Origin of the sequence: Neorhizobium sp. CSC1952 (genome assembly GCF_030378245.1) — a bacterium.
GTDB lineage: Bacteria > Pseudomonadota > Alphaproteobacteria > Rhizobiales > Rhizobiaceae > Neorhizobium > Neorhizobium oryzae_A.
Window position 1 is genome coordinate 2,025,606 of record NZ_CP128416.1, and the last position, 25,281, is coordinate 2,050,886.

Here is a 25,281-nt window from a genome sequence, read left to right on the forward strand (position 1 = left end):
GCCTCACGCCTTCAGAAGTTCGCGGGCGATAATGAGCTTCTGCACCTCGGTCGCGCCCTCGTAGATGCGCAGTGCCCGGATTTCGCGATAGAGGCTCTCGGTGATTTCCCCGCTCTTCACGCCGCGGCCGCCGAAGATCTGCACGGCGCGGTCGATGACGGCCTGGGCATTTTCGGTCGCGACCATCTTGGCCATGGCTGCCTCCTTGGTGGTCGGCAGACCCTGCACGTCGCGACGCCAGGCCGCACGGTAGGTGAGCAGCGCGCCGGCATCGATCTCTGCGGCCATGTCCCCGAAGGCGGCCTGGGTGAGCTGCAGGTCGGAAAGGTGGTTGCCGAACATCGGCCGCGCCTTGGCATAAACGACCGCTTCGTCCAGCGCGCGTCTGGCAAAGCCCAGAGCCGCCGCGGCGACGGAAGCGCGGAAGATGTCGAGCGTCCGCATCGCGATCTTGAAGCCTTCGCCGGGGCTGCCAAGCAGGCGCGCAGCGGGGATGCGGCAATTCTCGAAGCGGATCGTCGCCAGCGGATGCGGCGCGATCACGTCGATCCGTTCGGCGATCGAGAAGCCCGGATCGTCGGCGAAGACCACAAAGGCGGAAATACCGCGCGTGCCGGGTGCCTCGCCGGTGCGGGCGAAGACGGTATAGACGTCCGCGATGCCGCCGTTGGAAATCCAGGTCTTTTCGCCATCGAGAATATAGTGGTCGCCGTCCTTGCGCGCGGCGCAGGCCATAGCCGCGACATCCGAACCGGCTTCCTTCTCGGATAGTGCGAATGCGGAAATCCATTCGCCGGACTGTGCCTTCGGCAGCACCGTGCGGCGCAACTCTTCCGATCCGGAGAGACCGATCGCGCCGGTGCCGAGACCCTGCATGGCAAAGGCGAAGTCGGCGAGCCCGTCATGCCAGGCGAGCGTTTCGCGGGTGAGGCAGGCGGCGCGGGAATCGATCGGTTCTTTGCCGCCGGCGCCGGTCGCGGCGTCCAGCAGTCCGGCTTTTCCAAGCGCCTTGACGATCGATCGGCAGGCGCCGTCCGTATCCGAATGGTCGATGGCCGAAAGCGCACCCGACGCCGCGAAAGCATCGAGCTTTCCCGCGAGCGCCTTATGGCTCTCGTCGAAGAACGGCCAGTCCAGGAAATCCCGGCTTGGACCTTTGAGGTTGGTCGCGGCCGCCATCAGTTGCCCTCGAAGACCGGCTTGCGTTTCTCGGCGAAGGCTTCGAAGGCGCGCCGGAAATCCTTGGTCGCCATGCAAACTGCCTGGGCCTGGGCCTCCGACTCGATCATTTCGTCGATCCCCATGGCCCATTCCTGGTTCAGCATGGTCTTGGTCATCGTATGCGCAAACCAGGGGCCGTCGGCCAGCGAATGAGCGAGCTTGACCGCCTCCGTCTCGACCTCTTCGGCTGCATGCAGGGCATTGTAGAAGCCCCAGGTCCGTCCCTCTTCGGCACTCATGGAGCGGCCGGTGAAGAGGAGCTCGGCGGCGCGGCCCTGGCCGATGATGCGCGGCAGGATCCCGCAGGCGCCCATATCCGCGCCGGCCAGACCGACACGGGTGAAGAGAAACGCGGTCTTCGCTTCCGGTGTTGCCAGCCGCATGTCCGAGGCCATGGCGAGGATCGCGCCGGCGCCGACGCAGACGCCGTCGACGGCGGCCACGATGGGCTGCGGGCATTTCCGCATCGCCTTGACGAGATCTCCCGTCATACGCGTGAATGCGAGCAGGTCCGGCATCGCCATATGGGTCAGCGGCTCGATGATTTCGAAGACGTCGCCGCCGGAGGAGAAATTACCGCCTGCACCGGTCAGAACGACGGCGCGGATATCGGACGCATAAACGAGATCGCGGAAGAGATCGCGCAGTTCCGCATAGCTTTCGAACGTCAGCGGGTTCTTGCGCTCCGGCCGGTTCAGGCGGATCGTCGCGACACGGTCGTTTTCACTCACCTCCCAGAGGAAATGCCTGGGCTGGTAATCGCGAAAGCTGCGTTTCATTTCTCTCATCACGTCGCTCATGCTCGTTTCCTCCCGTCGCCTGCCGGCCGCCTTATCAGGTGGCCGGGACGCGTCTTCCGTGTATTAGTCGTTGGCCGCGGGTGGCAGGAAATCCACCTCGTGCGCAGCGGAAACCTTCACGATTTCCTCCACGTCGGTCATGTCGTGCAGCTCTCCGAAAAGCTGCGGGAGCTTGCGTGCCGGCGAGACCCAGAAGAGCGCCCGGCACGGTTTGTCGGATTTGTTGAAGTAACCGTGAGGAATGCCGCGCGGCATGCGGACCAGATCTCCGGCCTTCGCTTTGACCCATTGGCCGTCGAGCTTCAGATCGAGTTCGCCCTCCTGCACAAGGATGAACTCGTCCTGGGTCGGATGGATATGCACCGGCACGAATTGTCCCGGCAGGCTGTTGGTCTCAAAAGCGAAGGTGTCGTCGCAGACCGCCTTCGGAAAGTAGACCTGGCCGAGGATGTTCCAGGTGGTGCCGTTATATCCGCTACCGTTCTTGGTGATGCCCTTTTCCAGTTCCATCTTGATCTCCCAGCTTTCGTACCAAGATCATGCCGGCCGTTAGCCTGACATGATTTCTCCCCCGGCAACGGCGATTGCCTGTCCGGTGATCGATGCCGCTCCGGGGGATGCCAGCCACAGAACCGTATCCGCGACCTCCTCCGGCTTAACCAGCCGTCCCTGCGGGTTGCTTTTGGTGAATTCTTTCAATGCTTCTTCGGCCGTGCGCCCGGTCTTCGCGACGATCGTTTCGATCGAGCGGGCGATCAGCGGCGTATCTGTAAAGCCGGGGCAGACGGCATTGACGGTGATGCCTGTTTTCGCGAGCTCCAGCGCCAGCGACCGGGTGAGGCCGACGACGCCGTGTTTGGCGGCGACATAGGCCGAGACATAGGCATAGCCCGTCAGCCCGGCAGTGGAGGCGATATTGATGATGCGGGCTCCGGCGCCATAGGCCTTGAGGTCCGGGAGCACGGCCTGGCTCACCAGGAAGACGCCGGTGAGGTCCACGGAGATCACCCGGTTCCACATGTCGGGCGAGGTCTTTTCAAAGGGAGCGCTCGGGCCTTCGCCGGCATTGTTGACGAGAATGTCGACCGGGCCGAAAGCGGAACGGGCGGTTTTCAAGCCATTGTCTATGGCGATCTCGTCGGTCACGTCGAAACCATCCGCAACGCAGGCCCTGTCGGCTCCGAGCGCCGTCGCCAGCGCTTCGAGCGGCTCGGCCCGGCGGCCGGCCAATGTCACGCGTGCGCCGGCCTCGACGAGTGCCGTCGCGATCGCGGCGCCGATCCCCGATCCCGCGCCGGTGACGAGGGCATGACGACTGGAAAGCCTGGCAGGAATCGCTTCACCCATGACGCGTCCTTACTTCGCCACCACCGTCGGGCCGGGCGCCGGAGCGGCAGCCGCTGCCGCGGCACGGGCGAGGTTGGTTTCGTATTGCGATTTGCCGGAATAATACTGCTTCGGCCACGGAATGTTCGTCAGGCCGATCTTGGCGGCTTCGTGCAGCACCCAGGCAGGGTCGGCCAGATGCGGACGGGCGACGGCGCAGAGATCGGCACGGCCGGCGGCGATGATCGAATTGGCGTGGTCGGCTTCCGAAATCGCGCCGACGGCGATCGTCGGAATGCCGATCTCGTTGCGGATCTTGTCGGAGAAGGGCGTCTGGAAGAGGCGGCCGTAGACCGGCTTTTCTTCCTTCCACACCTGGCCGGACGAGCAGTCGATGAGGTCGGCACCGGCCTCCTTGAACATTCCGGCAAAGAGCGCGGCGTCTTCCGGCGTGTTGCCGCCCTCGAACCAGTCGTGGCAGGAGAGGCGCACCGAGATCGGCTTGTCTTCCGGCCATACCTCGCGGATCGCCTTGAAGACTTCCAGCGGATAGCGGGCGCGGTTCTCGTGGCTGCCGCCGTATTCGTCCGTGCGGATGTTCGTCAGCGGCGAGAGGAAGCTCGACAGCAGGTAGCCGTGGGCGCAGTGCAGTTCCAGCCAGTCGGCGCCGGCTTCGGCGGCATATCTGGCGGCCCGGACGTGATCGGCCTTCACTCTGTCCATGTCCTGGCGATCCATCGCCTTCGGGACCCGGCTGTTCCTGAGATAGGGAAGCGCCGAAGCGGAGATCAGCGGCCAACCGCCCTCCTCCAGAGGCTGGTCGATACCTTCCCAGGCAACCTTGGTGCTGCCCTTGCGGCCGGCGTGGCCCAGCTGGATGCCCACTTTGGCGGCGGAATTTTCATGCACGAAGTCGATGAAGCGTTTCCAGCGCGCCGCCTGTTCGCCGTTCCAGAGGCCAAGGCAGCCGGGCGTAATGCGCGCATCCGGCGAGACGCAGGTCATTTCCGCAAAGACGAGGCCGGCACCGCCGAGCGCCCGGGAACCGAGATGGACGAGATGGAAATCGTCCAGCAGGCCGTCCCTGGCGGAATACATGGCCATCGGCGACATGACGATGCGGTTCGGCAGGTGGGTTTGGCGCAGCGAATAGGGCGTGAACATCGGCGGCAGGGTGCGGCCGTTGCCGCTGACATCGAGGCCGTTCTTCTTCGCGAACCAGCGCTCGTAACCCTCAAGCCATTTCGGATCGCGCAGGCGCAGGTTTTCGTGGCTGATGCGCTGCGAGCGGGTCAGCATGGAATACATGAACTGTTCCGGCTCCAGCGTATCGGCATAACGCTGGCCGACGACTTCGAACCATTCCATCGCATTGCGGGCCGCGTTCTGAATGCGGGCGACATCGACGCGGCGGATTTCCTCATAGGTCTCAAGGACCGCCGGAATCTTGTCTTTCGTATGCCCCAGCTTGTTGAACTGGTTGGTCAGTTCGATCGCGTCGTCGATCGCGAGCTTGGTGCCGGAACCGATCGCGAAATGCGCCGTATGGGCGGCGTCGCCCATCAGGACCACATGCGAATTGCCGTTGAAATGGCTCCACTTGCCGCAGATCAGGCGGTTGAAGTTCAGCCAGGCGGAACCGCGCAGGTGGCGCGCATTGGTCATCAGCTCGGCGCCTTCGAGGACTTCCGAGAAGAGGTTCTGGCAGAACTCGATCGAGCCCTGCTGGTCCATTTCACCGAGGCCGTGCTTTTCGTAGGCCTCTTCAGTCGTCTCGACGATGAAGGTCGAGGTCTTTTCGTCGAACTTGTAGATATGCGCCTGGAACCAGCCGTGTTCCGTCTTGCGGAAATCGAAGGTGAAGGCGTCGAAGAGCTTGCTGGTGCCGAGCCAGATGTAGCGATTGGGGCGGACGACGAGATCCGGTTCGAAGACTTCCGGATAACGGTTGCGGATCTTCGAGTTGAAGCCGTCGGAGGCGATGATCAGATCGGCATCCGGATAATCGGTGTCGCCGTTGGCCTCCGTCTCGAAGACAAGTTCGACGCCGAGCGCTTCGCAGCGGCGCTGGAGGATGTTGAGCAGCTTCTTGCGGCCGATGCCGACGAAGCCGTGACCGGATGTGCGCTGGCGCGTGCCCTTGAAGAGCAGCTCGATATCGTCCCAGTGGTTGAAAGCATCCTCGATTTCGGCTGCACTTTCGGGATCCCAGGCCCGCATGGAAACCATGGTCGCGTCGGAGAAAACCACGCCCCAGCCGAACGTATCATAGGGCCGGTTGCGCTCGATCACGGAGATGGAATGCTCGGGATGAAACTTCTTCATCAGGAGCGCGAAATAAAGACCTGCGGGACCACCACCGATACAGACGATGCGCATATCCTAGTCCTCCTGACGTTCATTATTTTAAGTTTAAACTATATGGCGTTCGATCGAAGCGTCAAGCGGATAATTCCCTCGACATGCTTTTATCGGGCCGCCTCCTCACGCTTCGCTTTTCCGCTCCAGCCAGCCCGGATCGTATTCGGGAAGCGGAATGGCATCCAGAAGCGCGCGGGTATAGGCGGCGGAAGGGTTTGCGAAAACCTGCTCGCAGGGACCTTCTTCGACGATCCTTCCAACCCGCAATACATAGACATAGTCGCAGACGGCGCGGATGACAGAGAGATCATGGCTGATGAATGCCATGGCGAGCCCGAGCTCGCGGGACAGCTCCTTCAGCAGTTTCAACGCCTGGGCCTGGGTGGAGACGTCGAGGCCGGAGACGATCTCGTCGGCCAGCACGAAATCCGGCTGCACCAGCACGGCACGGGCAATTCCGATGCGCTGTCGCTGGCCGCCGGAGAGCTCATGGGGATAACGGTCGAGGCACGCGATCGGCAGGGAGACGCGATCGAGAACAGACTTCACCCGATCAAGCGCTGACGCCGTATCGCTCGCAAGCTCATGGAGCAGAAGAGGGCCGGTGAGGATGCGGCGGATCGTATGGCGCGGATTGAGCGAGGCCATCGGATCCTGGAAGATCATCTGCATGCGCCGGCGCAGCCGCCGCATCTCGCCTTCCGGGATGCGGGTGATGTCCTTGCCGTCGAAAACGACGTTGCCGGCGGAGACATCGACGAGGCGCAGCAGAGCGCGGCCGAGCGTCGTCTTGCCCGAGCCGGATTCGCCGACGATGCCGACCGTCTGGCCGCGGCCGATACGGATGTCGATGCCCTGCAAGACGGGGGTCGCCGGCTTGGCGCCGAACAGGGCGGCACGCTTGCCATAGGTGACTTCGATGCCGGTGGCGGTGAGAAGGTTGCTCTCCATCAGCTGATCCCGATCTCCCGGCGAAGCTCGTGAAAGACCGCTTCCGGCACCGGCTCCAGCCCGGCATCGGGCCGGTCGTAGCGCGGCCCGGCGGCGATCAGCGCCCTGGTGTAATCATGTTTCGGGCTTTCGAGCACGGTGCGCACCGGGCCTTCCTCGATGACCTTGCCGGCATAGAGCAGCGTGACGCTGTCGCAGATCTGCGCGACGATGCCGAGGTCGTGGGTGACGAAGAGCACGCCGGTGCCGTGCGCTTCCTGCATCCGCCGGATGAGACGGAGGATTTCCTTCTGAACCGTCACGTCGAGAGCGGTGGTCGGCTCATCGGCAACGACGAGCAGCGGATCGACAGCAAAGGCGGCGGCGATCAGGACGCGCTGGCGCATGCCGCCGGAAAGCTCGTGCGGAAAGCTTCTCATCACCCGGTCGGGATCGCGGATCTGCACGTCGGCGAGCAGTTGCAGCGCACGGACTTCGGCTGCCTTGGCCGACATACCTCGCTTCAGCTTCAGGCCGTCGGCAAGCTGAGCGCCGATGCGGCGGGCGGGATTGAGGGATGTCTGCGGGTCCTGCGGGATCAGTGCGATTTCCGAACCCATGATGCTGCGCAGTTCCGGCGGCTTCATCGTCAGCAGGCCGCGGCCCTTGAAGTCGATCCGGCCGCCGGTGATGCGGACTGTGCGCGGCAATATGCCTAGAATCGCTTTCGCGATGGTCGATTTGCCGGCGCCGCTTTCGCCGACGAGGCCGCGCACTTCGCCTTGCCTCAGCGTCAGGCCGACATCGCGCAGCACGGGCATGCCGCCTTCCCGGTCGGAGACGGCTGAAAGACCGGTCACGGCGAGCAGGTTTTCCGTCATCGTCTCAGCACCGGATCGAGCGCCCGGCGCAGGCCGCTGCCGAACTGGTTGAAGGCGAGCACCGTGGCGAAGAGCACAGCGAGCGGCGCCACCAACAGCCACCAGGCATGATGGATGAGCTGACGCCCCTGGGCGATCATGCCGCCCCAGGTCGGCGTATCTGATGAGACCGAAAGCCCGACAAAGGAGAGAATGGCCTCGACCACGACGGCGATACCCATTTCGAGGCTGACCAATGCGATCAGCACCGGAACGATATTCGGAAAGATTTCGCGAGTCAGGATTGTCATGCGTGGAAAGCCGACGGTGCGGGCGGCGGTCACATAATCGAGCTGTGCCTGGGCGAGCGTCTCGGCCCTTACAACGCGACAGAAGCGGGTCCAGTCTATGATGACGATCGCGGCGATGACCGAATGTACGCCGGAGCCGAAGACCGCGACGAGCAGTATCGACAAAAGAACGGGCGGGAAGGCCATCCAGATGTCGACGATCCGCGAAACGATCCGGTCCGTCCAGCCGCCATACCAGCCGGCGAGCAGGCCGAGGACCGTGCCGATCAGCGCGGCAAGGCTTGCGGAGACGAAGGCGACAAGCAAGGCGATCCGGCTGCCGTAGATCAGGCGGGAGAGCACGTCTCGGCCAAGGTCGTCGGTGCCGAGATAGTAACCGGGTTCGGCGCCCTCGAGCCAGGCGGGCGGCAGCGAGCCCAGCATGAGGTCCTGTTCCAGCGGGTCTTTTGGCGCAATGAACGGTGCAAGGATCGCGATGACAATCAGGAGCAGGATGAAGCCGCCGCCGAACAGCACCTTCGGCTCCGTGAGCAAGCTCCTCAGCCGTGATGGTGCGCGGTAAGGTTTCGTCTTCGGCACGGCGATGGTGACGGGCTCAGCCATGGCGGAGCCTCGGATTAAGTGCGGCGGCCAGAAGATCGACGGCGAGATTGATGACGATGAATATCGCGCCGAAGACGAGGACCAGGCCCTGGATCAGCGGCAAGTCGCGGTTGATCACCGCGTCGATCGCCATGTTGCCGATGCCGGGATAGGCGAAGATGCGCTCGACGATGACAGTGCCGCCGGCAAGGAAGGTGAATTGCACACCCGTGAGCGAGAGGGCGGGGCCGACGGCGTTGCGCAACGCTTCCTGCAGCACCAGCCGGAATTCCGACATGCCCTTCAGCCGAGCCAGCAGAACGTAGTCCTGCACCATGGCCTCCAGCAGGGCTTCCTTGAGGATGCGGGTGATGACGGTCGCGAGCGGCAGGGCGAGCGCCAGCACCGGCATGACCATGTGGGCCGCGACATCGAGAAAAACGTCGAAGCGCAGGCGTACCAGGCTTTCGAGCAGATAAAAGGAGGTCAGGAAATCAATCGAGAACGTCGGATCGATGCGGCCGGAAAGCGGAAAGACCGGAATGAAGACGCCCAGCACAAGGACGAGCGCGAGCGCCCAGACAAAATCCGGCACGGCGAGCAGCACGCCGTTGGCGGCATCGATCGCCGGTTCCAGCGGCGTGCGGCGGAAGAGCGTGCCGGTGACCGCCACAGTACCGCCGATCAGGATCGCGACGATCAGGGCTGCGAAGGCGAGCTCCAGCGTCGCCGGCAGACGCCCCAGCAGCAGTTCCAGAACGTCACGGCGGAGCGAGATCGACGTGCCGAAATCGCCGACCAGCACCGCTTGCAGCCAGACGGCGAATTGCGCCGGCAGGCTCAAGTCAAGGCCGTATTTGGCACGCAACGCGGCGATATCGGCTGGGCTTGCGCCCGGCGCGATCATCATGGCGATCGGGTCGCCCGGCACGACTCGCAGCAGCATGAAGACAATCACGGCGACGCCGAACAGCGTCACGGCGGCCATGATCAGTCGGTTGAGGATGGATAAGGCGATCATTGGAACTCCTTCTCCCCGTTGGGGAGAAGAGGGACTTCAATCTCAGGCCTTCGATACCAAGGTCGGCTGCAGCGCGCCGGAGACGTTCGGCACGACCTTCAGCTTGTCCTTGTAGACGATCGGCTGGACGTACTGGAGAAGCGGGATCACGTAACCCTGTTCGGCGATGTATTTGCTGACCGCCTTCCAGCCGTCGATGCGCTTCTTCTCGTCCTTTTCACCCCAGAGCGGCATGATCATGTTGTCGAGATCGTCCGTGTTCCAGACCGAGTGCGGTGAGGGACCGAACATGGCAAACCCGGTCGAGGTGGTCGGATCGCCGATCGCATTGCCCCAGTTGTAGAAGGCGGCCGGTGCCAGCTGGTCGGCGGCGCGCAGCTCGTAATGCTTGGCGATCTCGTAGACCTCGATCTCCGCCTCGATTCCGACGCGGCGCCACATGCCGACGATCGCCTGGATCATTTCGTAATCCTTCGGCTTGAAGCCGCGCGTCGTCTGGATCTTGAACTTTGCCGGCTTATCGGTGGAATAACCGGATGCGGCCAGGAGCTCCTTTGCCTTCGCCTGGTCGTAGCCGACCTTGATCGAGGCGTCATAAGCGTCGTATTCCGGCGCCTCGAGCGTGTCGATCGGCACACCGTAGCCCTTCAGCAGCCGGTCGACGATCGCTTTCTTGTCTATGGCGTGATGGGCGGCGAGACGCACGTTCTTGTCGAGCATCGCATCGACATTGTTGATGAAGATCATGCCGATGTCGGAAATCGGCGCTGCAACGCCCTTCAGTCCCGCCTTTTCCTTCAGGCGATCATATTCCTCATAGGGAATCTCCAGCGTGATGTCGGAAGAGCCGGATTCGATTTCGGCGACGCGGCTCGTTGCATCCGGCACGAACTTGAAGACGACGGTGTCGAAGGCCGGCTTGCCGCCGAAATAATTCGGGTTGGCTTTGAGCCGCAGGAAGGCGTTGCCTTCATAGGCGTCGAACATGTAGGGCCCGGTGCCGACCGGCTTCTTCTCAAAACCCTCCGCGCCGACCTTCTCATAATAGGCTTTCGGCATGACGTAGCCGGTGAGGAAGGCCATCCACTTGAAGAAGGTGGGGTCGAACTGCTTCACCTCTCCGGTGATGCGCTTGCCGTCGATCTTGTAATTGCCGGCGGTCGACCAGACGAACTGGATCGGATTGCCAGTTTCCTGCCTGGCGGCACGCTCCAGCGACCAGACGATGTCTTCCGGCGTGAAATCCGAGCCGTCATGCCATTTGACACCTTCGCGCACGTCCATCCAGACTTGCGTCTTGTCGTCGTTCCAGCCCCAGGCGGTGAGAAGTCCCGGCTGGAAGGAAAGGTCGGGACCCTGCCCGATGAACTGGTCGAAGACCGAGCGGTAGATCGCCTGGATCGTCGGATTGACGGCGGAGGGACCGACCGTCGGGTCGAAGGACGGCAGGTTGACGTTGTAGGCGATGGTCAGCGTCGAGCTGTCCTGCGCGAAAACTGTATTACGTCCGGAAAATACGCTTGTCAGAAAGGTGGCCGCGCCCAGGCTCAAGGCCTGGCGCCGGGAGAGCGTCATCATGATCCAACTCCATTGTTCCCACTCGGCCAAACTTGCGGACAGGCGGTCCGTGTCAGGCTCGTTTGTTGAATGGTTGAACGTTAAAATAAGTGCTGAACGGCGGCAAGGGTTATTTGTAACCAAAGCGAGAGATTCTTGCGGCAGTTCATCCAAATAATATGCATAAACATATAAAATGGTTCTTAGAAACTTCTGAAGAGGCTCCCCGGAAGGCTGCGATAGGCCCGGCATCTCCGCAGCCATTTGTGAATTGACAAACGCATGACGTGGAAAATATGCTTTTGCAAATGTTTATGGCTTGAAGCCGAAAAGGCAAAAGGGGAACTGCCATGGCCGAACGATCTTTTGCCCGTGAAGTGGAAGATTTGAAGCTCGGGGAAGGCGAGATTTTCCGTGGCGAGGGCATCCTCGCAATCACCAAGGCGCTGCTCCAATCCGGGGTTTCCTACGTCGGCGGCTACCAGGGTTCACCGATCTCGCACCTGATGGACGTGCTGGCCGACGCCAAGGACGTGATGGAGGATCTCGGCGTGCATTTCGAGACCTCGGCGTCGGAGGCCGCCGCTGCCGCCATGCTCTCCGCCTCCGTCATGTATCCGGTACGTGGCGCCGTGACCTGGAAGTCGACAGCGGGTACCAACGTGGCGTCGGATGCGCTCTCGAACCTTTCCTCCGGCGGCGTGAACGGCGGCGCGCTGATCATCCTCGGTGAGGATTTCGGCGAGGGCTCCTCGATCATGCAGGAGCGATCCCACGCCTTTGCCATGAAGTCGCAGATGTGGCTCCTCGATCCGCGTCCGAACCTGCCGTCGATCGTCAAGGCGGTGGAAGACGGCTTTGAGCTTTCGGAAGCCTCGTCCACCCCGGTCATGCTGGAAGTGCGCATCCGCGCCTGCCATGTGCACGGCCAGTTCGTCGCCAAGGACAACAAGCGTCCTGCCTATACGCTGAAGCAGGCGCTGGAGAATCCAGTCCGCGACGTCAACCGCATCGTGCTGCCGCCGGCGAACTTCATCCATGAAAAGGACAAGCTGGAGCGCCGCTGGCCGGCTGCCGTCAACTTCATCAAGGAGAGAAAGCTCAACGAGTTCTTCGGTCCGGAAGAAGGCGAGATCGGCATCGTCATGCTGGGCGGCATGTACAACGGCGTCATGCGCGCCCTTCAGCAACTCGGCCTTGCGGATGTCTACGGCAATTCGTCGATCCCACTTTATGTGATGAACGTCGCCTATCCGATGGTCGACGACGAGGTCGTCGATTTCTGCATCGGCAAGAAGGCCGTCATCATGGTGGAAGAGGGGGCGCCGGAATATATCGAGCAGTCGCTCCACACGCTGATGCGCCGCCGTGACATCCAGACCAAGGTGCATGGCAAGGACATCCTACCGCTCGGCGGAGAATATACCGCGCCTGTCATGATGAAGGGCCTGAAGGCCTTCATCGAGATGTACGACCGGATGCTGCTCGGCAACCAGCCGCCGGTGCCGGACCCGACGCCGATCCTCAACGATCCGAAGGTGAAGGCGCTTGCCGAAGTGGTGCCGGCGCGTCCGGCCGGTTTCTGCACGGGCTGTCCCGAGCGGCCGATCTTTGCGGCCATGAAGCTGGTCGAGAAGGAGCTCGGCGAGCATCACGTCTCCGCCGATATCGGCTGCCATCTCTTCTCCATCCTGCCGCCTTTCAATATCGGCGGCACGACCATGGGCTACGGCCTTGGCCCGGCGTCCGCCTCGGCTTTCAATGTGGAAGCGGGAAAGCGGTCGATCTCCGTCATGGGCGACGGCGGCTTCTGGCACAACGGCCTTGCGACGTCGGTCGGCAATGCGGTGTTCAACAAGCAGGACGGCGTCATTCTCGTCGTCGACAACTATTATTCGGCGGCGACGGGCGGGCAGGACATCATGTCCTCGCGTGCCAACAACCCGAACCGAAAGACGAACAACACGATCGTCAATGCGGTGAAGGGCATCGGCGCCACCTGGGTGCGCCAGATCGACCGCACCTATGATGTCGCGAAGATGCGCGACACGCTGAAGGAAGCGCTGACGAGCAAGGAAAAGGGGCCGAAGATCATCGTCGCGTCTTCCGAGTGCATGCTGAACAAGCAGCGCCGCGTGAAGCCGCAATTCGCCAAGGCGGTGAAGGACGGCCAGCGCATGGTGAAGGAGCGCTTCGGCGTGGACGAGGATGTCTGCACGGGCGATCACGCCTGCATCCGGCTCTCCGGCTGCCCGTCGCTTTCGGTCAAGCACACCGACGATCCCCTCAAGGACGATCCGGTCGCAGCGATCGACAATTCCTGCGTCGGTTGCGGCAATTGCGGCGAGGTTTCGGAGGCGGCGGTCCTCTGTCCGTCCTTCTACCGCGCCGATGTCATCCATAACCCGACCGGCTGGGACAGGTTCGTCTCCCGCGTGCGCAATGCGGTGATCGGCTGGCTGCAGGCCCGCCGCGCCGCCGGCCGCGTCGTCTTTGCGGATTGAGGGTCGGGCGATGAACGAGACCGTAAACCCGAAGACGTTGATTGCCTCGGACAAGCCGCTCACGCTCGCCGTTCTCGCCATGGGTGGGCAGGGGGGCGGGGTGCTCGCCGACTGGATCGTCGGCCTTGCCGAAAAACAGGGCTGGATGGCGCAATCGACTTCCGTGCCGGGCGTGGCCCAGCGCACCGGCGCGACGATCTATTATATCGAGATGCTGCCTGCCAGGGACGGCGTCTCGCCGATCTTTTCGCTGATGCCGACGCCCGGCGACGTGGATGTCGTGCTCGCCGCCGAACTGATGGAAGCCGGGCGCTCCGTGCTGCGCGGCCTCGTCACGCCCGACAAGACGACCTTGATCGCTTCGACCCATCGTTCCTTCGCGGTCGGGGAGAAGGAAAAGCCGGGCGACGGCACGGGCGATCCGACTGTGGTGGTCGGCGCCACGGACTTCGCGGCCAAACGCACCATCGCCTTCGACATGGATACCCTGGCGCTGAAGAACGGCAGCGTCATCTCCGCGTCGATGTTCGGAGCGCTTGCCGCGGCCGAGGTGCTGCCCTTTTCCAAGGAGGCCTTCGAGGCGACGATCCGCGGTGGCGGGAAGGGCGTCGAGCCGAGTCTCAAGGCCTTCAATGCGGCGTATGACCGTGCGAAGGCCAAGCCGCGCGAGGAAATCGCCGCCTCACCGCCGAAACGCTTCGACGCCATGCCGGAAACCGCCGGCCATCCGCAGCTCGACCGGCTGGTGCACCGCCTGCGCGCCGAGTTTCCGGAAGCGGCCTGGCCGCTGCTTTTTGCCGGCATCAAGAAGCTTACCGATTTTCAGGACCCGGCCTATGCCGCCGAATATCTCGACCGCGTCGGCAAGCTTCTCGCCCTCGACCGCGCCAATGGCGGTGAGGAAAGGGATTATGCCTTTACGGTTCAATCGGCGAAATATGTAGCTGTGGCCATGGCCTATGACGATGTCATTCGCGTCGCCGACCTGAAGACGCGCGGCTCGCGCTTCGATCGTGTCCGCAAGGAGGTCGGCGTCAAGCAGGATCAGATCCTCTATATGACCGAATACATGCATCCGCGTATGGAGGAGGTCTGCGGTACGTTGCCGAGGGGTCTCGGTCTTTGGGTCGAAAACCGTCCGAAGCTTTTCGCCTGGCTCGACCGCCGCATCAACAAGGGCCGGCGGGTACAGACGGGCACCCTTTTCTGGTTCCTGACGCTTTATACGCTCGCGGCGCTGCGCCGCACGCGCCGCGGCACGCTGCGGCATATGCGCGAGAGGGAACATCGGGAAGCCTGGCTCAATGCGGCCGCCTCTCTTCTGCCGCGGAACTACGATCTCGCGGTCGAGGTGATCAACAATCGCCGGCTGGTGAAAGGCTATTCCGACACGCATGCCCGCGGTCTTTCGAAGTTCGATCGTGTGATGTCGGCACTGACCGCACTACAGGATCGTGAGGACGGTGCAGCCTGGATGAAACGCCTGCGGCAGGCGGCACTTCTCGATGAAAGCGGCATCGCTCTCGACGGCGCGCTCAAGACGGTGGCGACGCTTTAAGCATATCAGACACATTTACGCCGCGATCCCGTTGCTTTTGCTGCGCTTCCGATCAAAATCTATACGCGCAGCTTCTCAGCATCGGCAATTGAAATGGAAACAACGGATCGTCAGCCTAGCCGCTTTCGAGACCTTCTTGAGGCGTACCGCCCTTACCTCATCGCTCTGGCGATGCTGGCGGTTTTCGCATTCACCACGTTTGCGATCTATGATCTGACCACCGAGGTGAGCTATGACGATGTGATCGAAGCACTTGGCAATACACGCTGGTCTTCGATCGGTCTTGCCGTCTTTTTCACCGCATTGAGTTTTGCCGCCCTCGTCGGCTACGACGTGAACGCGCTCACCTATATCGGCCGGTCGCTGCCTTTCGTGCCGGTCGCCATGACGGCTTTCAGCGCCTATGCGGTCGGCAACACGGCCGGTTTCGGGGCATTGAGCGGTGGTGCCATACGTTTCCGGGCGTATTCGCGGCTCGGCCTTTCGCCGGACGATGTCGGCCGGGTCATCGCCTTCGTGACGCTGGCTTTCGGCCTCGGGCTGCTCTCCGTCACCGCGCTTGCCTCCCTCGTCACCGCGCCGAGAATCGGAGCAATCCTGGGAATAGAGGGCGGCTGGGTCCGCGCCGGAGCGATCCTGATCATCGTGGTGCTTTCCGCCCTGGTGATCCTCGGACGAGACGGGCGGACGATCTCGGTCGGCGGGCTGAGCATCCGTCTGCCGGATACCCGCACGTCTTCGCAGCAGTTCCTCATCACGGCGCTCGACATCGCAGCCTCGGCATCCGTCCTTTACGTCCTCCTGCCACAGACGGAGATCGGCTGGCCGTCCTTCCTGGCGATCTATGCTACCGCTGTCGGCCTTGGCGTGCTGAGCCACGTGCCGGCCGGCCTCGGCGTCTTCGAGACGGTGATCGTCGCAGCCCTCGGCAATACGGTCAGCATCGATCAGGTACTCGGCAGCCTGGTTCTCTACCGTGTCATCTATCACGTACTACCGCTGCTCATCGCGACATTGGTGGTGATCGGCGTCGAAATCCGCCAGCTTGCCTATCATCCGGTCGCCTCGACGCTTCGAAAACTGGAATTCCGGCTTGCACCGCCGCTGCTTGCGACATTCGCGATCATCGCCGGTGCCATGCTGATCTTTTCCAGCGTGACGCCGACGCCGGATTCCGACCTCGATTTCCTTTCCGGCTATCTGCCGCTGCCGTTCGTCGAAGGCGCGCATTTCATCTCCAGCATTCTCGGCCTCATCCTGTTCGTAGCAGCACGCGGGATCGGCGCACGATTGGACGGGGCCTGGTGGACAGGGATGATCTGCAGCGCGCTGGCGCTCGTCTTCGCCTTCGTGCGCGCGATCGCCCCCTTCGAGGCAGCGTTTCTCATCGTCCTTCTGGCAGGTCTTTTTCTCAGCGCAAAGCAGTTCGACCGTCGCGCGTCGTTGTTCGGCCAGGTGCTGACGCCGAGCTGGATTGCGGCAATGTTCATCATCGTGGCTGCGGCGGTCACCATGCTGCTCTTCGTCTACCGCGAGGTGGAATATAGCCATCAGCTCTGGTGGCAGTTCGAATTCTCCGAGGAAGCGCCCCGCGGTTTGCGTGCCGTTCTGGGGCTGGCGATCTTTGCGGCAAGCATCTCGCTTTTCAGCCTGCTGCGGCCGGCTGTCCGCCGTTCGCCGCTTTCGACCTCCGGCGATCTCGACCGCGCGATCGAGATTGCGATGGCGCAGGGCAATGCCGACGCCAACCTTGTCAGAATGGGCGACAAGCGGCTGATGTTTTCTGACAGCGGCAAGGCTTTCATCATGTACGGCATCCAGGGCCGTTCGTGGATCGCGCTTTTCGATCCGGTCGGACCGCAGGAAGAAATGGCCGATCTCGTTTGGCGTTTCGTCGAGGAGGCGCGCACCCAGGGTGGGCGGGCGGTCTTCTACCAGATATCGCCCGGCCTTCTTTCCCATTGCGCCGATGCAGGGTTGAGAGCCTTCAGACTCGGCGAACTGGCGATCGTCGATCTCTCACGCTTCGATCTCAAGGGCGGGCGTCTCGCCGGGCTTCGCCAAGCGCTCAACAAAGGCGTGCGCGAGGGGCTGGAGTTTTCCATCATCGATCCGCCGGACGTGATGGCGTCGATCGAAGAGCTGAGGCGGGTTTCCGACGCCTGGCTCGCCGAGCATGATACGCGCGAAAAAACCTTTTCGCTGGGCGCCTTTCGGGACGATTATGTCGCTTCCCAGCCGGTGGCAATTCTGCGCAAGGCGGGACAGATCGTCGCCTTCGCAACGCTTTGCGTCACCGATACGAAACAGGAGGGAACCGTCGATCTGATGCGCTTCTTGCCGGATGCGCCGAAAGGTTCGATGGACTTTCTATTCGTGAAGATCATGGAATATCTTCGCGATGCCGGTTATGCACGTTTCAATCTCGGCATGGCGCCGCTTTCCGGCATGTCCACACGCGAGGCGGCGCTCGCTTGGGACCGGATCGGCAGCGTGGTGTTCGAGCATGGTGAACGGTTCTACAATTTCAAAGGGTTGAAGGCTTTCAAGTCGAAGTTCAATCCCATTTGGGAGCCGCGTTATCTGGCTGTGGCGGGCGGCGTCAGCCCCGCCATCGTGATGATGGACGCGACGCTTCTGATCGGCGGCGGCTTGAGAGGAGTGGTCGGTAAATGATGTCTCTGCGGTCTTTTTGCATCGTGCTTGCGGGTCTGTTGTTCTGGACCGTAACGGCTGCTGCCCAGCAGCAGGATTATCAGACGGGCATGATCCCGTCGCCGCACATCATGCTGCCGAACAACGGCAACGATCTGCAGGGCATCGTTTTCCTGATTTCGGATGCGCAGGGCTGGGGCGCCGAGGAGGAGACGCAGGCCCAGGCGCTGCAGAATGCGGGCGCCGCCGTCGTCGGCATCGACTTTCCCAGCTACATCAAGTCGCTCGCCGCCGATGACGGCGATTGCATCTATATGGTCTCCGACATCGAGGACGTGTCTCAGCAGGTGCAGCGGCGGATCGGCAACCCGAACTACCGGCACCCGATCGTTGCCGGCATCGGAGAGGGTGGCGCTCTGGCGCTGGCGATGATCTCCCAGAGTCCCAATGCGACGATCGGCGAAGCGATCGCAGTCGATCCGCTGGCGGGAATTCCACTTGCCAAGGAGCTCTGCACGCCGGCTTCGAAGCAGGTGGTCGGCAACCGGATTGTTTACGGCTTCGACGACGGGGCCCTCCCTGCTGCCGTGACGATCGTCTCGACCATTTCCGGGGACGCTGCCGGCAAGGCGCACGGCCAGCGCCTGAAGCAGGAACATCCGGAAGTGGAGCTTGTGGATTCCGGCGAGACACCGGATGCGGCCTTGTCCCGGGTCCTCCTGGAGCATATTGCGGCTGCGGGCCAGAACAGCCAGCCGCTCGACCTGCCGCTCACGGTTCTCGACGCCAAGCCGGCCATGAACACCATGGCGGTCATCTATTCCGGCGACGGCGGCTGGCGCGACCTCGACAGCGAAGTGGGCGGCTACCTGCAATCCCAGGGCATTCCGACGGTCGGAGTGGATTCGCTGCGCTATTTCTGGTCCGAGCGCACGCCGCAGGGAACTGCCGACGATCTCGCGAAGATCATCGAACACTACCGGCGCCATTGGGGGGTCGAGAACGTGATGCTGATCGGTTATTCGTTCGGCGCCGACGTGATACCTGCAACCTACAATCTCCTGCCGGCCGCCGACAAAGCCAGAGTGAAGCAGATCACGCTGCTCGGCCTGTCCCATGAAGTGGACTATGAAATCTCCGTCACCGGCTGGCTCGGCGTCGCCTCGGACGGCGGGGGCGGCGATCCCATGAACGATATCGCCGAGATCGATCCGAAGCTCATCCAATGCGTCTACGGCACGGATGAGGATGACGATCCCTGCCCCATGCTCAAGGACCGCGGCGTCGAGGTCGTGCCGATCGACGGCGGACATCATTTCGATGAGAACTATCAGGCGCTCGGCAAGCGGATTCGCGACAGCCTGCAGGGGCGCTTGAAATAGACGCTTTGGTTTCTTCTTCGCAGGTCGCCCGGAGCGTCTCCCGTGCCCGGCAGTATGTTTCAGATCTCGTGCTTGCGGATGTTGACGAGAATTTTGTGGAGCGTGCCGGTGAAGGCGCGATATTCCTCTTCGTCGATGCCGTCGAACATCCTCAAGAGCGAATCGTACATGGCCGGCCAGAAGCGCGCGAAGGCCGCACGCCCTTCTTCCGTGATCGTCACATCGCGGATCCGCATGTCCTCCGGCCGCGGCGTGCGGCGGATGTAGCCCTGTTCCTCGAGTGAATCGAGCGTTCGGCTCATGGTGGATTGCTCGATAACGGCGAAGACCGAGAGTTCGTTGATGGTGAGCGAAGCGGAGACGCTCAAGACCGCGAGCGTACGCATCTTGGCAGTCGACAGGTCGTATTCCCGCAGCTCCTCCGCCATGTTGGAGTTCCAGCGGGCGATGATGCGGTTCATCAGGTAGGGCGCAAAATGGTTGAGGCCGATCTCGCCCATGGTCGGACGGTCCACCTGATCGCCTTCCTGATGCCGGCGCAGCACCACGCCTGAAAACCGTTCTGCCATAAGCCCTCTTTATGTCTCAGGCCGCCGCGTCTTCAGCGCAGCGACGATGCCAGCAGAAAGCCGGAGCCGCCCGCGAGCCCCGGTCCCGGATGGGTCGAGGCGCCGATATGGTAAAGGCCCGGCACGTGGGTGCGGTGGTTAACAGACGACTTGAAGGGCCGCCAGAGGAAAAACTGGTCCAAGCCGCAGAAGCCGCCATAGGGATCGCCACCCACAAGGTTCATGTTCATTCCTTCGAGATCGGCGGGCGAATAGGCCCGGCGGGCAAGTTTTATCTCCGAGAAGTTCTCGATGTGGTGGGCGAGCAGCGCCTCTATCCGATCGGCATAGCGCTCGCGCACGTTCTCGCTCCAGCGGCCATCGGCCGGTATCTCGATCTCGCCGGCGGCATCACCCTTGATGAAGCGCGGTGCTTCGGGCAGCTGAAGCCACAGGATCGATTTTCCTTCCGGCGCTCTCGATGAGTCGAAGCTCGCCGGCTGGCCGACGCAGACCGTCGGTTCGGCAGGAAGCAATCCGCGTTCGCATTCGTTGGTGGCGCGCGAAACACCGTCGAGGCCCGGCGTCAGATGCAGGAGCGCGACCTTGCCCAGTTCCGGATCACCCTTCCAGCGCGGCGGCGCGGAAAGGGCATAATGAATCTGCATGTTGCCTTTGCCGTAGCGGTAGCGGGCAACGCCTTCGCGGATTTCTTCCGGAGCGGGCTGCGGCCAATCCTTGAGCAGTCGGTCATAGAGTTGGTGGGGCGTCGTGGAGCAGATGATCCCCGATGCTGCGTCGATCGCTTCGCCACCCGAGAGCCGTACGCCAGCGGCTTTGTCCCCGGCGTCGGAGAGAATGCGTTCGACATCGGCGCCGGTGCGGACCGCACCACCTTGATCGGCGATCAGCCGCTCGAAGGCTTTGACGAGATTGACCGCACCTCCCTTGACGATCGGGCAGCCGGCAAGCTCGATCGCGAAACCGATCACTTTGATCATTTCGGCGGAATAGGCGCTTTCCGGCGAAAGCCCGCAATGCAGCACCCATGGAGCCCAGAGGGCATGGGTAGCATCCGATTCGTATGTGGTTTCGAGATAGCCGCGCGCCGGCGTCAACGCATCGCCGAACCAGGCGGCAAGCCGGCGCAGGCCTTTGCCCCAGCCCTGCCTGGCGACGGTTCTCAAGGTCGTGCCGGACCAGAGCGCGCCGCCGAGCAGCGAGAAAAGAAAGGGGGCATCCGCTCCGAGCAGGTTCATTTCCCTGTCGAACGTCTTGCCGTCGCCCGCCGCCAGAGCCTCGAAGGTTGCGATATTGCGCTGCCGGTCCTTTGAAAGGATGACCGACGAACCATCGGGCCGCAGCACGCCTGTCGGCAGGTCCGCATGGGCGAATTCGAGGCCGCGCGCTTCAAGATCCTTGCCGAGCGCACCATAGGCAGGAGAGGTGAGGAAGAGCACCATCGTGGTTGCCATCACGTCGTGAACGAAGCCGGGTTCGGTGATCTCCTCCGTATGGAGGCAGCCGCCGATGCGGTCGTTGCGCTCCAGGACAAGTACCTTTTTGCCCTTCTTGACGAGCATGGCGGCGGCGACCAGCGCATTGATGCCGCTGCCGACGATGATGTAATCGAAATCCGCCATGCCGCCTTCTCTCCGCCGGATACAGAAAGGGCTGGACCGCGAGCGATCCGGCCCGGAAGGCTCAGCCGGCGATAAGCGCCAGCGCGCGGACCGGCGAGCCGGTGCCCTTGACGATCTTGAGCGGGGCGGCGATCAGCACGGCACCTTTCGGCGGAAGCTGGTCGAGGTTCGAGAGCGAAGCGAGACCATACTTGTTGTTCTTGTGCATGAGGTTGTGCGCGGGGAAGGGTGGGTTCATGCCGCCGGCCGAACCCGCGTCGGTGCCGACCGTTTCCTGACCCCAGCCGATGATGCCCTTGGACAACAGGTATTCGATCGCTTCGGCGGTCGGGCCCGGAGAGTGCGGGCCGTTCTCGTCGGCGTTGAGGAAGGTTTCGGTGGAGCCGTTGCGCTTATACCAGTCGGAGCGCATCAGCACCCAGGTACCGGCTTCGATTTCGCCGTGCTCGGCTTCCCATTCCTTGATGCTCTCGACGGTCAGCAGGTAGTCCGGGTTTTCGGCGGCTTCCTTGGAGCGGTCGATGACGTTGACGGGAGCGACGAAATTCTGCGGCGGAATGGTATCGGTCGTGTTCTTCGGATTGTCCTTGCCGGTGATCCAATGACAGGGCGCGTCGAAATGGGTGCCGGTATGCTCGCCGAGTTCCAGCCAGTTCCAAGCCCAGAAGGGGCCGTCCTGATCGTAGGCCGAGATCGTGTGGACGGCGACCTTCGGCGTGTTCTTGCCGAACTGCGGCGGGAGGTAGAGGACGGGGGTGTCCGGACCAAGCGGCGCCGTCAGGTCGACCACCTTGACCGAGCCGGAAAGAAGAGCAGAAGCAAGACTGGAAAGAGCGTTGGAAGACATGATCAGGTTCCCCTTGAATGACCGGTTTCGTAAGCCGGGCGGCAGCCGGTTTCCTCTCCGGGTGCCGCTTACCGATAGCGGAGCCTATTGCAGAAAATATGAGGATGCAAGCAATCCGGCGGAGCTTCTCTTTGCAATTTCTGCCCATCTGAGCCGGACCGAAGAAGGAGCGGAACTCGCCTCAAGTCGGTGCATAGCTATGCGGAGTGTCTGCCGCCATACACGGCTCCACGCCCGCAGGTTGACTGAGGCTCTTGATGTGTTTTGGGGAAAATGTATGCATATGGATAAATAAAGAAACTGAGGGGACGAGGATGACAGCCTATGATGCGGTGGTGATCGGAGCCGGCCATAACGGGCTCGCGTCGGCTATCCATCTCGCCGCGCAAGGCTGGTCGGTGGCGGTGATCGAAGGCAGGGACGAGCCGGGCGGCGCGGTGAAAACCCGCGAATTGACGCTGCCGGGCTTCCGGCACGATTTCGCCGCCATGAATCTCTCCATGTTCGCCGGTTCGCCGTTTTTTGCAGCCTATAAGGAAGAGCTGATCAGCCATGGGCTTGGCCTTGTTCCGGCCAAGCATTGCTTCGCCAGCGTCTTCCGGGACGGGACCTGTCTGGGTGTCTCGACCGACATCGAGGAAACCGCCGGCGCAATCGCCGCGATCTCTTCCGCGGACGCCGCTGCATGGCGGAAGCTTTTTGCCGAGTTCGGGGCCGATGCACCGCATATCTTTGGATTGCTCGGTTCGCCCATGCCCTCTCTTGCCGCCGCGAAAGTGGTCTGGAAAGCCTGGCGCGAGAGGAGAAGCGGTTGGCTCTACGACACGGCGCGCATGCTGCTCGCCTCGCCGCGGGATTTCCTCGACGCCCGTTTCCAGAACGACAAGGTCAAGGCGATGATGAGCGCCTGGGGCCTGCATCTCGATTTCGCTCCAGATGTCGCGGGCGGTGCGCTCTTCCCTTATCTCGAAAGCATGGCGAACCAGGCTTTTGGAATGGTGATCGGCCAGGGCGGCGCCGATACCATCGTCAAGGCCATGACGGGACTTCTGAAGGCCAAGGGCGGCGAACTGCTGCTCGGCACACCGGTGGAGAGGGTCGAGGTGTCGAGCGGCACGGCAACCGGCGTAAGGCTCGCAGATGGTCGGGTTATCGCTGCGCGCAAGGCGGTCATTTCCAACGCACATCCCAAACTGCTCTTCGGCAAACTGGTCGACACCGATCCGGCACGTGAGGCTTTTGACCGCAGAATTGCGAATTTCCGCGCCGGTCCGGGTACGATGATGATCCATCTGGCGATGGAGGACCTGCCGGACTGGAAGGCTGGCGAGGCTCTGAAGAGTTTCGCCTATGTGCACGTGGCGCCTGATCTCGCCATGATGTCGCGGGTTTATTCCGAGGCTATGGCCGGCCTCTTGCCGACGGAGCCGGCACTGGTGATCGGTCAGCCGACGGCGCTGGATCCCTCCCGGGCGCCGGAAGGCAACCATGTGCTCTGGGTGCAAGTGCGCGTGCTGCCCGCGGAGATCCGCGGTGACGCGTCGGGCATGATCGCGGGCACCGACTGGGATGAAGTCAAGGAAGCTTATGCGGATCGCGCGCTGGATATCCTTGAGGGTTACGCGCCCGGCATGAAAGCAAAAATCCTCGGCCGGGCAGTCTTCTCGCCGCTCGATCTCGAGCGGGAAAACCCGAACCTCATCGGCGGCGACAATCTTTCGGGAAGTCACCATCTCGACCAGAATTTCCTGTTCCGGCCGGTCGCAGGTTATTCGCGTTACAGGACGCCGGTGAAGTCGCTCTATCTCTGCGGCGCCTCGACGTGGCCGGGAGCGGGCACGGGGGCCGGTTCGGGCTTCATGCTGGCGAAGATGCTGGCCGGCAAGCGCTGAGCGCACGAACCTTTGACATTTCAAATATCAGCTTTTAGAGCTTTCCCCGGTGAAAGAGGCTGCATTCGGAATGGCAGAAGCGGAAGCGATCAACGTCGATCTGGAGATCATCGTGCATGGGGCGCAGGGGCGCTCGAAGCCCGAATTGCGTCTCTGGTTGCGCATGCTCTCGACCACCAAGCTGATCAGCCAGGAAATCCGCCGGCGGCTGAGAACCGAATTCGGCGCGACGCTGCCGCAATTCGATCTGATGGCGCAGCTCTACCGCGAGAAGGAGGGCCTGCGCCTCGGAGAGCTTTCGAAGCGCACCATGGTGACGAACGGCAATGTCACCGGCCTTGTCGAGCGGCTCGAAGCGGATGGTTATGTCCAGCGGGTGACGCCGGACGGCGATCGGCGCGTTACCGTCGCGAAGCTTACCGAAAATGGCACGACGTTTTTTGCCGCGATGGCCGCCGCACACGAAAGCTGGCTGCAGGAGATGATGGCGGATGTCGATCCGCACATGATTACGGCACTCTGGTCCGAAATCGGAGCGGTGAAGAATTCAGCGAGCAATCATCTTTCCGGCGCCGTCTTCGAATAGTTCTCGAACTACCGCTTCTTTTCCTTGTTGAATTTCTTTTCGAGCAGGCTGACCAGCCGCACCATCGGCCAGAGGAAGGCGATGTAGATCAGCGCCGCGCCGATCAGCGGCGTCGGATTGGCGTGCAGCGCCTGGGCATCGGTCGCTTCCTTCAGGAGTTCAGGAAGGGCGACCGTCGAGGCGAGCGACGTATCCTTGAACATCGAGACGCAGTTGTTCGTCATCGGCGGGATGACGATGCGGATAGCCTGCGGCAGCACGACCTTGCGGAGCGTCACGAGAAAAGGAAGGCCGAGGGCGGAGGCGGCCTCGAACTGGCCCTTCGGAATGCTCTCGATGCCGGAGCGGAAGACCTCGGCCGAATAGGCGGCCATGACGATCGAGAAAGCGAGCCCCGCGGAGGTCCAGGAGGAAAGCCGGATGCCGACAAAGGGAAGCGCGTAATAGATCATGATCAGCACGACCAGCATGGGCGCGGCGCGGAAGATGTCGATATAGAGCACCATAAGGTAGCGCACCGGCTTCGGGGCGTAGAGACGCAGCAGCCCGATCACCAAGCCGCAGGGAATGCCGAAACCGATGCCGGCGATGCCGAGCAGGAAGGTGTTCACCAATCCGCGCAAGAGCGGGAAAAAGGAGAGGCCCAGGACTTCGAGATTGAAGAATGTTTCAAGGAGGGTCATGTCCGTCTGCCCTA

General features: G+C 62.4%; 20 protein-coding genes. 6 read left to right on the forward strand and 14 right to left on the reverse strand.

The window, feature by feature from the left end; all coding sequences use genetic code 11:
* Nucleotides 1-3: 3 nt before the first annotated feature.
* The 10 genes from QTA58_RS10085 to QTA58_RS10130 form a co-directional block, all read right to left on the reverse strand.
* Nucleotides 4-1,179 (reverse strand): acyl-CoA dehydrogenase family protein, encoded by a 1,176-nt coding sequence (locus tag QTA58_RS10085; protein WP_289672662.1) that lies wholly within the window; start codon nucleotides 1,177-1,179, stop codon nucleotides 4-6.
* Nucleotides 1,179-2,021 carry an enoyl-CoA hydratase family protein gene (locus QTA58_RS10090; RefSeq protein ID WP_289672663.1) on the reverse strand — a complete coding sequence of 281 codons (843 nt, stop codon included), beginning with the start codon at nucleotides 2,019-2,021 and terminating at the stop codon, nucleotides 1,179-1,181. Before QTA58_RS10090 ends, QTA58_RS10085 begins: the two co-directional genes overlap by 1 nt.
* 63 nt (nucleotides 2,022-2,084) lie before the next feature.
* Nucleotides 2,085-2,531 (reverse strand): cupin domain-containing protein, encoded by a 447-nt coding sequence (locus QTA58_RS10095; protein WP_085419869.1) that lies wholly within the window; start codon nucleotides 2,529-2,531, stop codon nucleotides 2,085-2,087.
* A 39-nt stretch (nucleotides 2,532-2,570) separates the two neighbouring features.
* Entirely contained in the window at nucleotides 2,571-3,368 is a 798-nt protein-coding gene (locus QTA58_RS10100) for an SDR family NAD(P)-dependent oxidoreductase (RefSeq protein ID WP_289672664.1), read from the reverse strand.
* 9 nt (nucleotides 3,369-3,377) lie between these two features.
* Nucleotides 3,378-5,726: a bifunctional salicylyl-CoA 5-hydroxylase/oxidoreductase gene (locus tag QTA58_RS10105; protein WP_289672665.1), complete on the reverse strand. Its 2,349-nt coding sequence runs from the start codon at nucleotides 5,724-5,726 to the stop codon at nucleotides 3,378-3,380.
* 105 nt (nucleotides 5,727-5,831) lie between these two features.
* The gene (locus QTA58_RS10110) at nucleotides 5,832-6,659 is read right to left on the reverse strand and encodes an ATP-binding cassette domain-containing protein (RefSeq protein ID WP_289672666.1); all 828 of its coding nucleotides are present in this window, start codon (nucleotides 6,657-6,659) and stop codon (nucleotides 5,832-5,834) included.
* A complete protein-coding gene (locus QTA58_RS10115; protein ID WP_289672667.1) occupies nucleotides 6,659-7,519 on the reverse strand; it encodes an ABC transporter ATP-binding protein in 861 nt (286 codons plus the stop codon). The genes QTA58_RS10110 and QTA58_RS10115 overlap by 1 nt, the downstream gene beginning before the upstream one ends.
* On the reverse strand, nucleotides 7,516-8,412 hold the full coding sequence (locus QTA58_RS10120) for an ABC transporter permease (protein WP_289672668.1): 897 nt from the start codon (nucleotides 8,410-8,412) through the stop codon (nucleotides 7,516-7,518). Before QTA58_RS10120 ends, QTA58_RS10115 begins: the two co-directional genes overlap by 4 nt.
* Nucleotides 8,405-9,412 (reverse strand): ABC transporter permease, encoded by a 1,008-nt coding sequence (locus QTA58_RS10125; RefSeq protein ID WP_289672669.1) that lies wholly within the window; start codon nucleotides 9,410-9,412, stop codon nucleotides 8,405-8,407. The genes QTA58_RS10120 and QTA58_RS10125 overlap by 8 nt, the downstream gene beginning before the upstream one ends.
* Before the next feature lie 42 nt (nucleotides 9,413-9,454).
* Entirely contained in the window at nucleotides 9,455-10,990 is a 1,536-nt protein-coding gene (locus QTA58_RS10130) for an ABC transporter substrate-binding protein (RefSeq protein ID WP_289672670.1), read from the reverse strand.
* 329 nt (nucleotides 10,991-11,319) lie between these two features.
* Between QTA58_RS10130 and QTA58_RS10135 the strand changes: the two genes are divergently transcribed.
* The 4 genes from QTA58_RS10135 to QTA58_RS10150 all read left to right on the forward strand — a co-directional run bounded on the left by QTA58_RS10135 (nucleotide 11,320) and on the right by QTA58_RS10150 (nucleotide 19,068).
* Nucleotides 11,320-13,473: an indolepyruvate ferredoxin oxidoreductase subunit alpha gene (locus QTA58_RS10135; RefSeq protein WP_289672671.1), complete on the forward strand. Its 2,154-nt coding sequence runs from the start codon at nucleotides 11,320-11,322 to the stop codon at nucleotides 13,471-13,473.
* Between the two features lie 10 nt (nucleotides 13,474-13,483).
* Nucleotides 13,484-15,031, forward strand: coding sequence for an indolepyruvate oxidoreductase subunit beta family protein (locus QTA58_RS10140; RefSeq protein WP_289672672.1), 1,548 nt, complete (start codon nucleotides 13,484-13,486; stop codon nucleotides 15,029-15,031).
* A gap of 93 nt (nucleotides 15,032-15,124) precedes the next feature.
* Entirely contained in the window at nucleotides 15,125-17,707 is a 2,583-nt protein-coding gene (gene mprF / locus QTA58_RS10145) for a bifunctional lysylphosphatidylglycerol flippase/synthetase MprF (protein WP_289672673.1), read from the forward strand.
* Complete coding sequence (locus QTA58_RS10150) at nucleotides 17,707-19,068, forward strand: AcvB/VirJ family lysyl-phosphatidylglycerol hydrolase (protein ID WP_289672674.1); 1,362 nt, start codon at nucleotides 17,707-17,709, stop codon at nucleotides 19,066-19,068. The genes mprF and QTA58_RS10150 overlap by 1 nt, the downstream gene beginning before the upstream one ends.
* Nucleotides 19,069-19,127: 59 nt before the next feature.
* Here QTA58_RS10150 and QTA58_RS10155 read toward each other — a convergent pair whose 3' ends face one another.
* The 3 genes from QTA58_RS10155 to QTA58_RS10165 all read right to left on the reverse strand — a co-directional run bounded on the left by QTA58_RS10155 (nucleotide 19,128) and on the right by QTA58_RS10165 (nucleotide 22,106).
* Nucleotides 19,128-19,637, reverse strand: coding sequence for a MarR family transcriptional regulator (locus QTA58_RS10155; protein ID WP_289672675.1), 510 nt, complete (start codon nucleotides 19,635-19,637; stop codon nucleotides 19,128-19,130).
* A gap of 32 nt (nucleotides 19,638-19,669) precedes the next feature.
* Nucleotides 19,670-21,259 carry an NAD(P)/FAD-dependent oxidoreductase gene (locus QTA58_RS10160; RefSeq protein WP_289672676.1) on the reverse strand — a complete coding sequence of 530 codons (1,590 nt, stop codon included), beginning with the start codon at nucleotides 21,257-21,259 and terminating at the stop codon, nucleotides 19,670-19,672.
* A 61-nt stretch (nucleotides 21,260-21,320) separates the two neighbouring features.
* A complete protein-coding gene (locus tag QTA58_RS10165) occupies nucleotides 21,321-22,106 on the reverse strand; it encodes a cyclase family protein (RefSeq protein ID WP_085419857.1) in 786 nt (261 codons plus the stop codon).
* Nucleotides 22,107-22,420: 314 nt separating this feature from the next.
* Between QTA58_RS10165 and QTA58_RS10170 the strand changes: the two genes are divergently transcribed.
* Nucleotides 22,421-23,998, forward strand: a complete 1,578-nt coding sequence (locus tag QTA58_RS10170; protein WP_289672677.1) for an NAD(P)/FAD-dependent oxidoreductase — start codon at nucleotides 22,421-22,423, stop codon at nucleotides 23,996-23,998.
* 70 nt (nucleotides 23,999-24,068) lie between these two features.
* Entirely contained in the window at nucleotides 24,069-24,584 is a 516-nt protein-coding gene (locus QTA58_RS10175; protein WP_289672678.1) for a MarR family transcriptional regulator, read from the forward strand.
* A gap of 8 nt (nucleotides 24,585-24,592) precedes the next feature.
* Here QTA58_RS10175 and QTA58_RS10180 read toward each other — a convergent pair whose 3' ends face one another.
* A complete protein-coding gene (locus QTA58_RS10180; protein ID WP_085419853.1) occupies nucleotides 24,593-25,267 on the reverse strand; it encodes an amino acid ABC transporter permease in 675 nt (224 codons plus the stop codon).
* Between the last annotated feature and the right edge of the window lie 14 nt (nucleotides 25,268-25,281).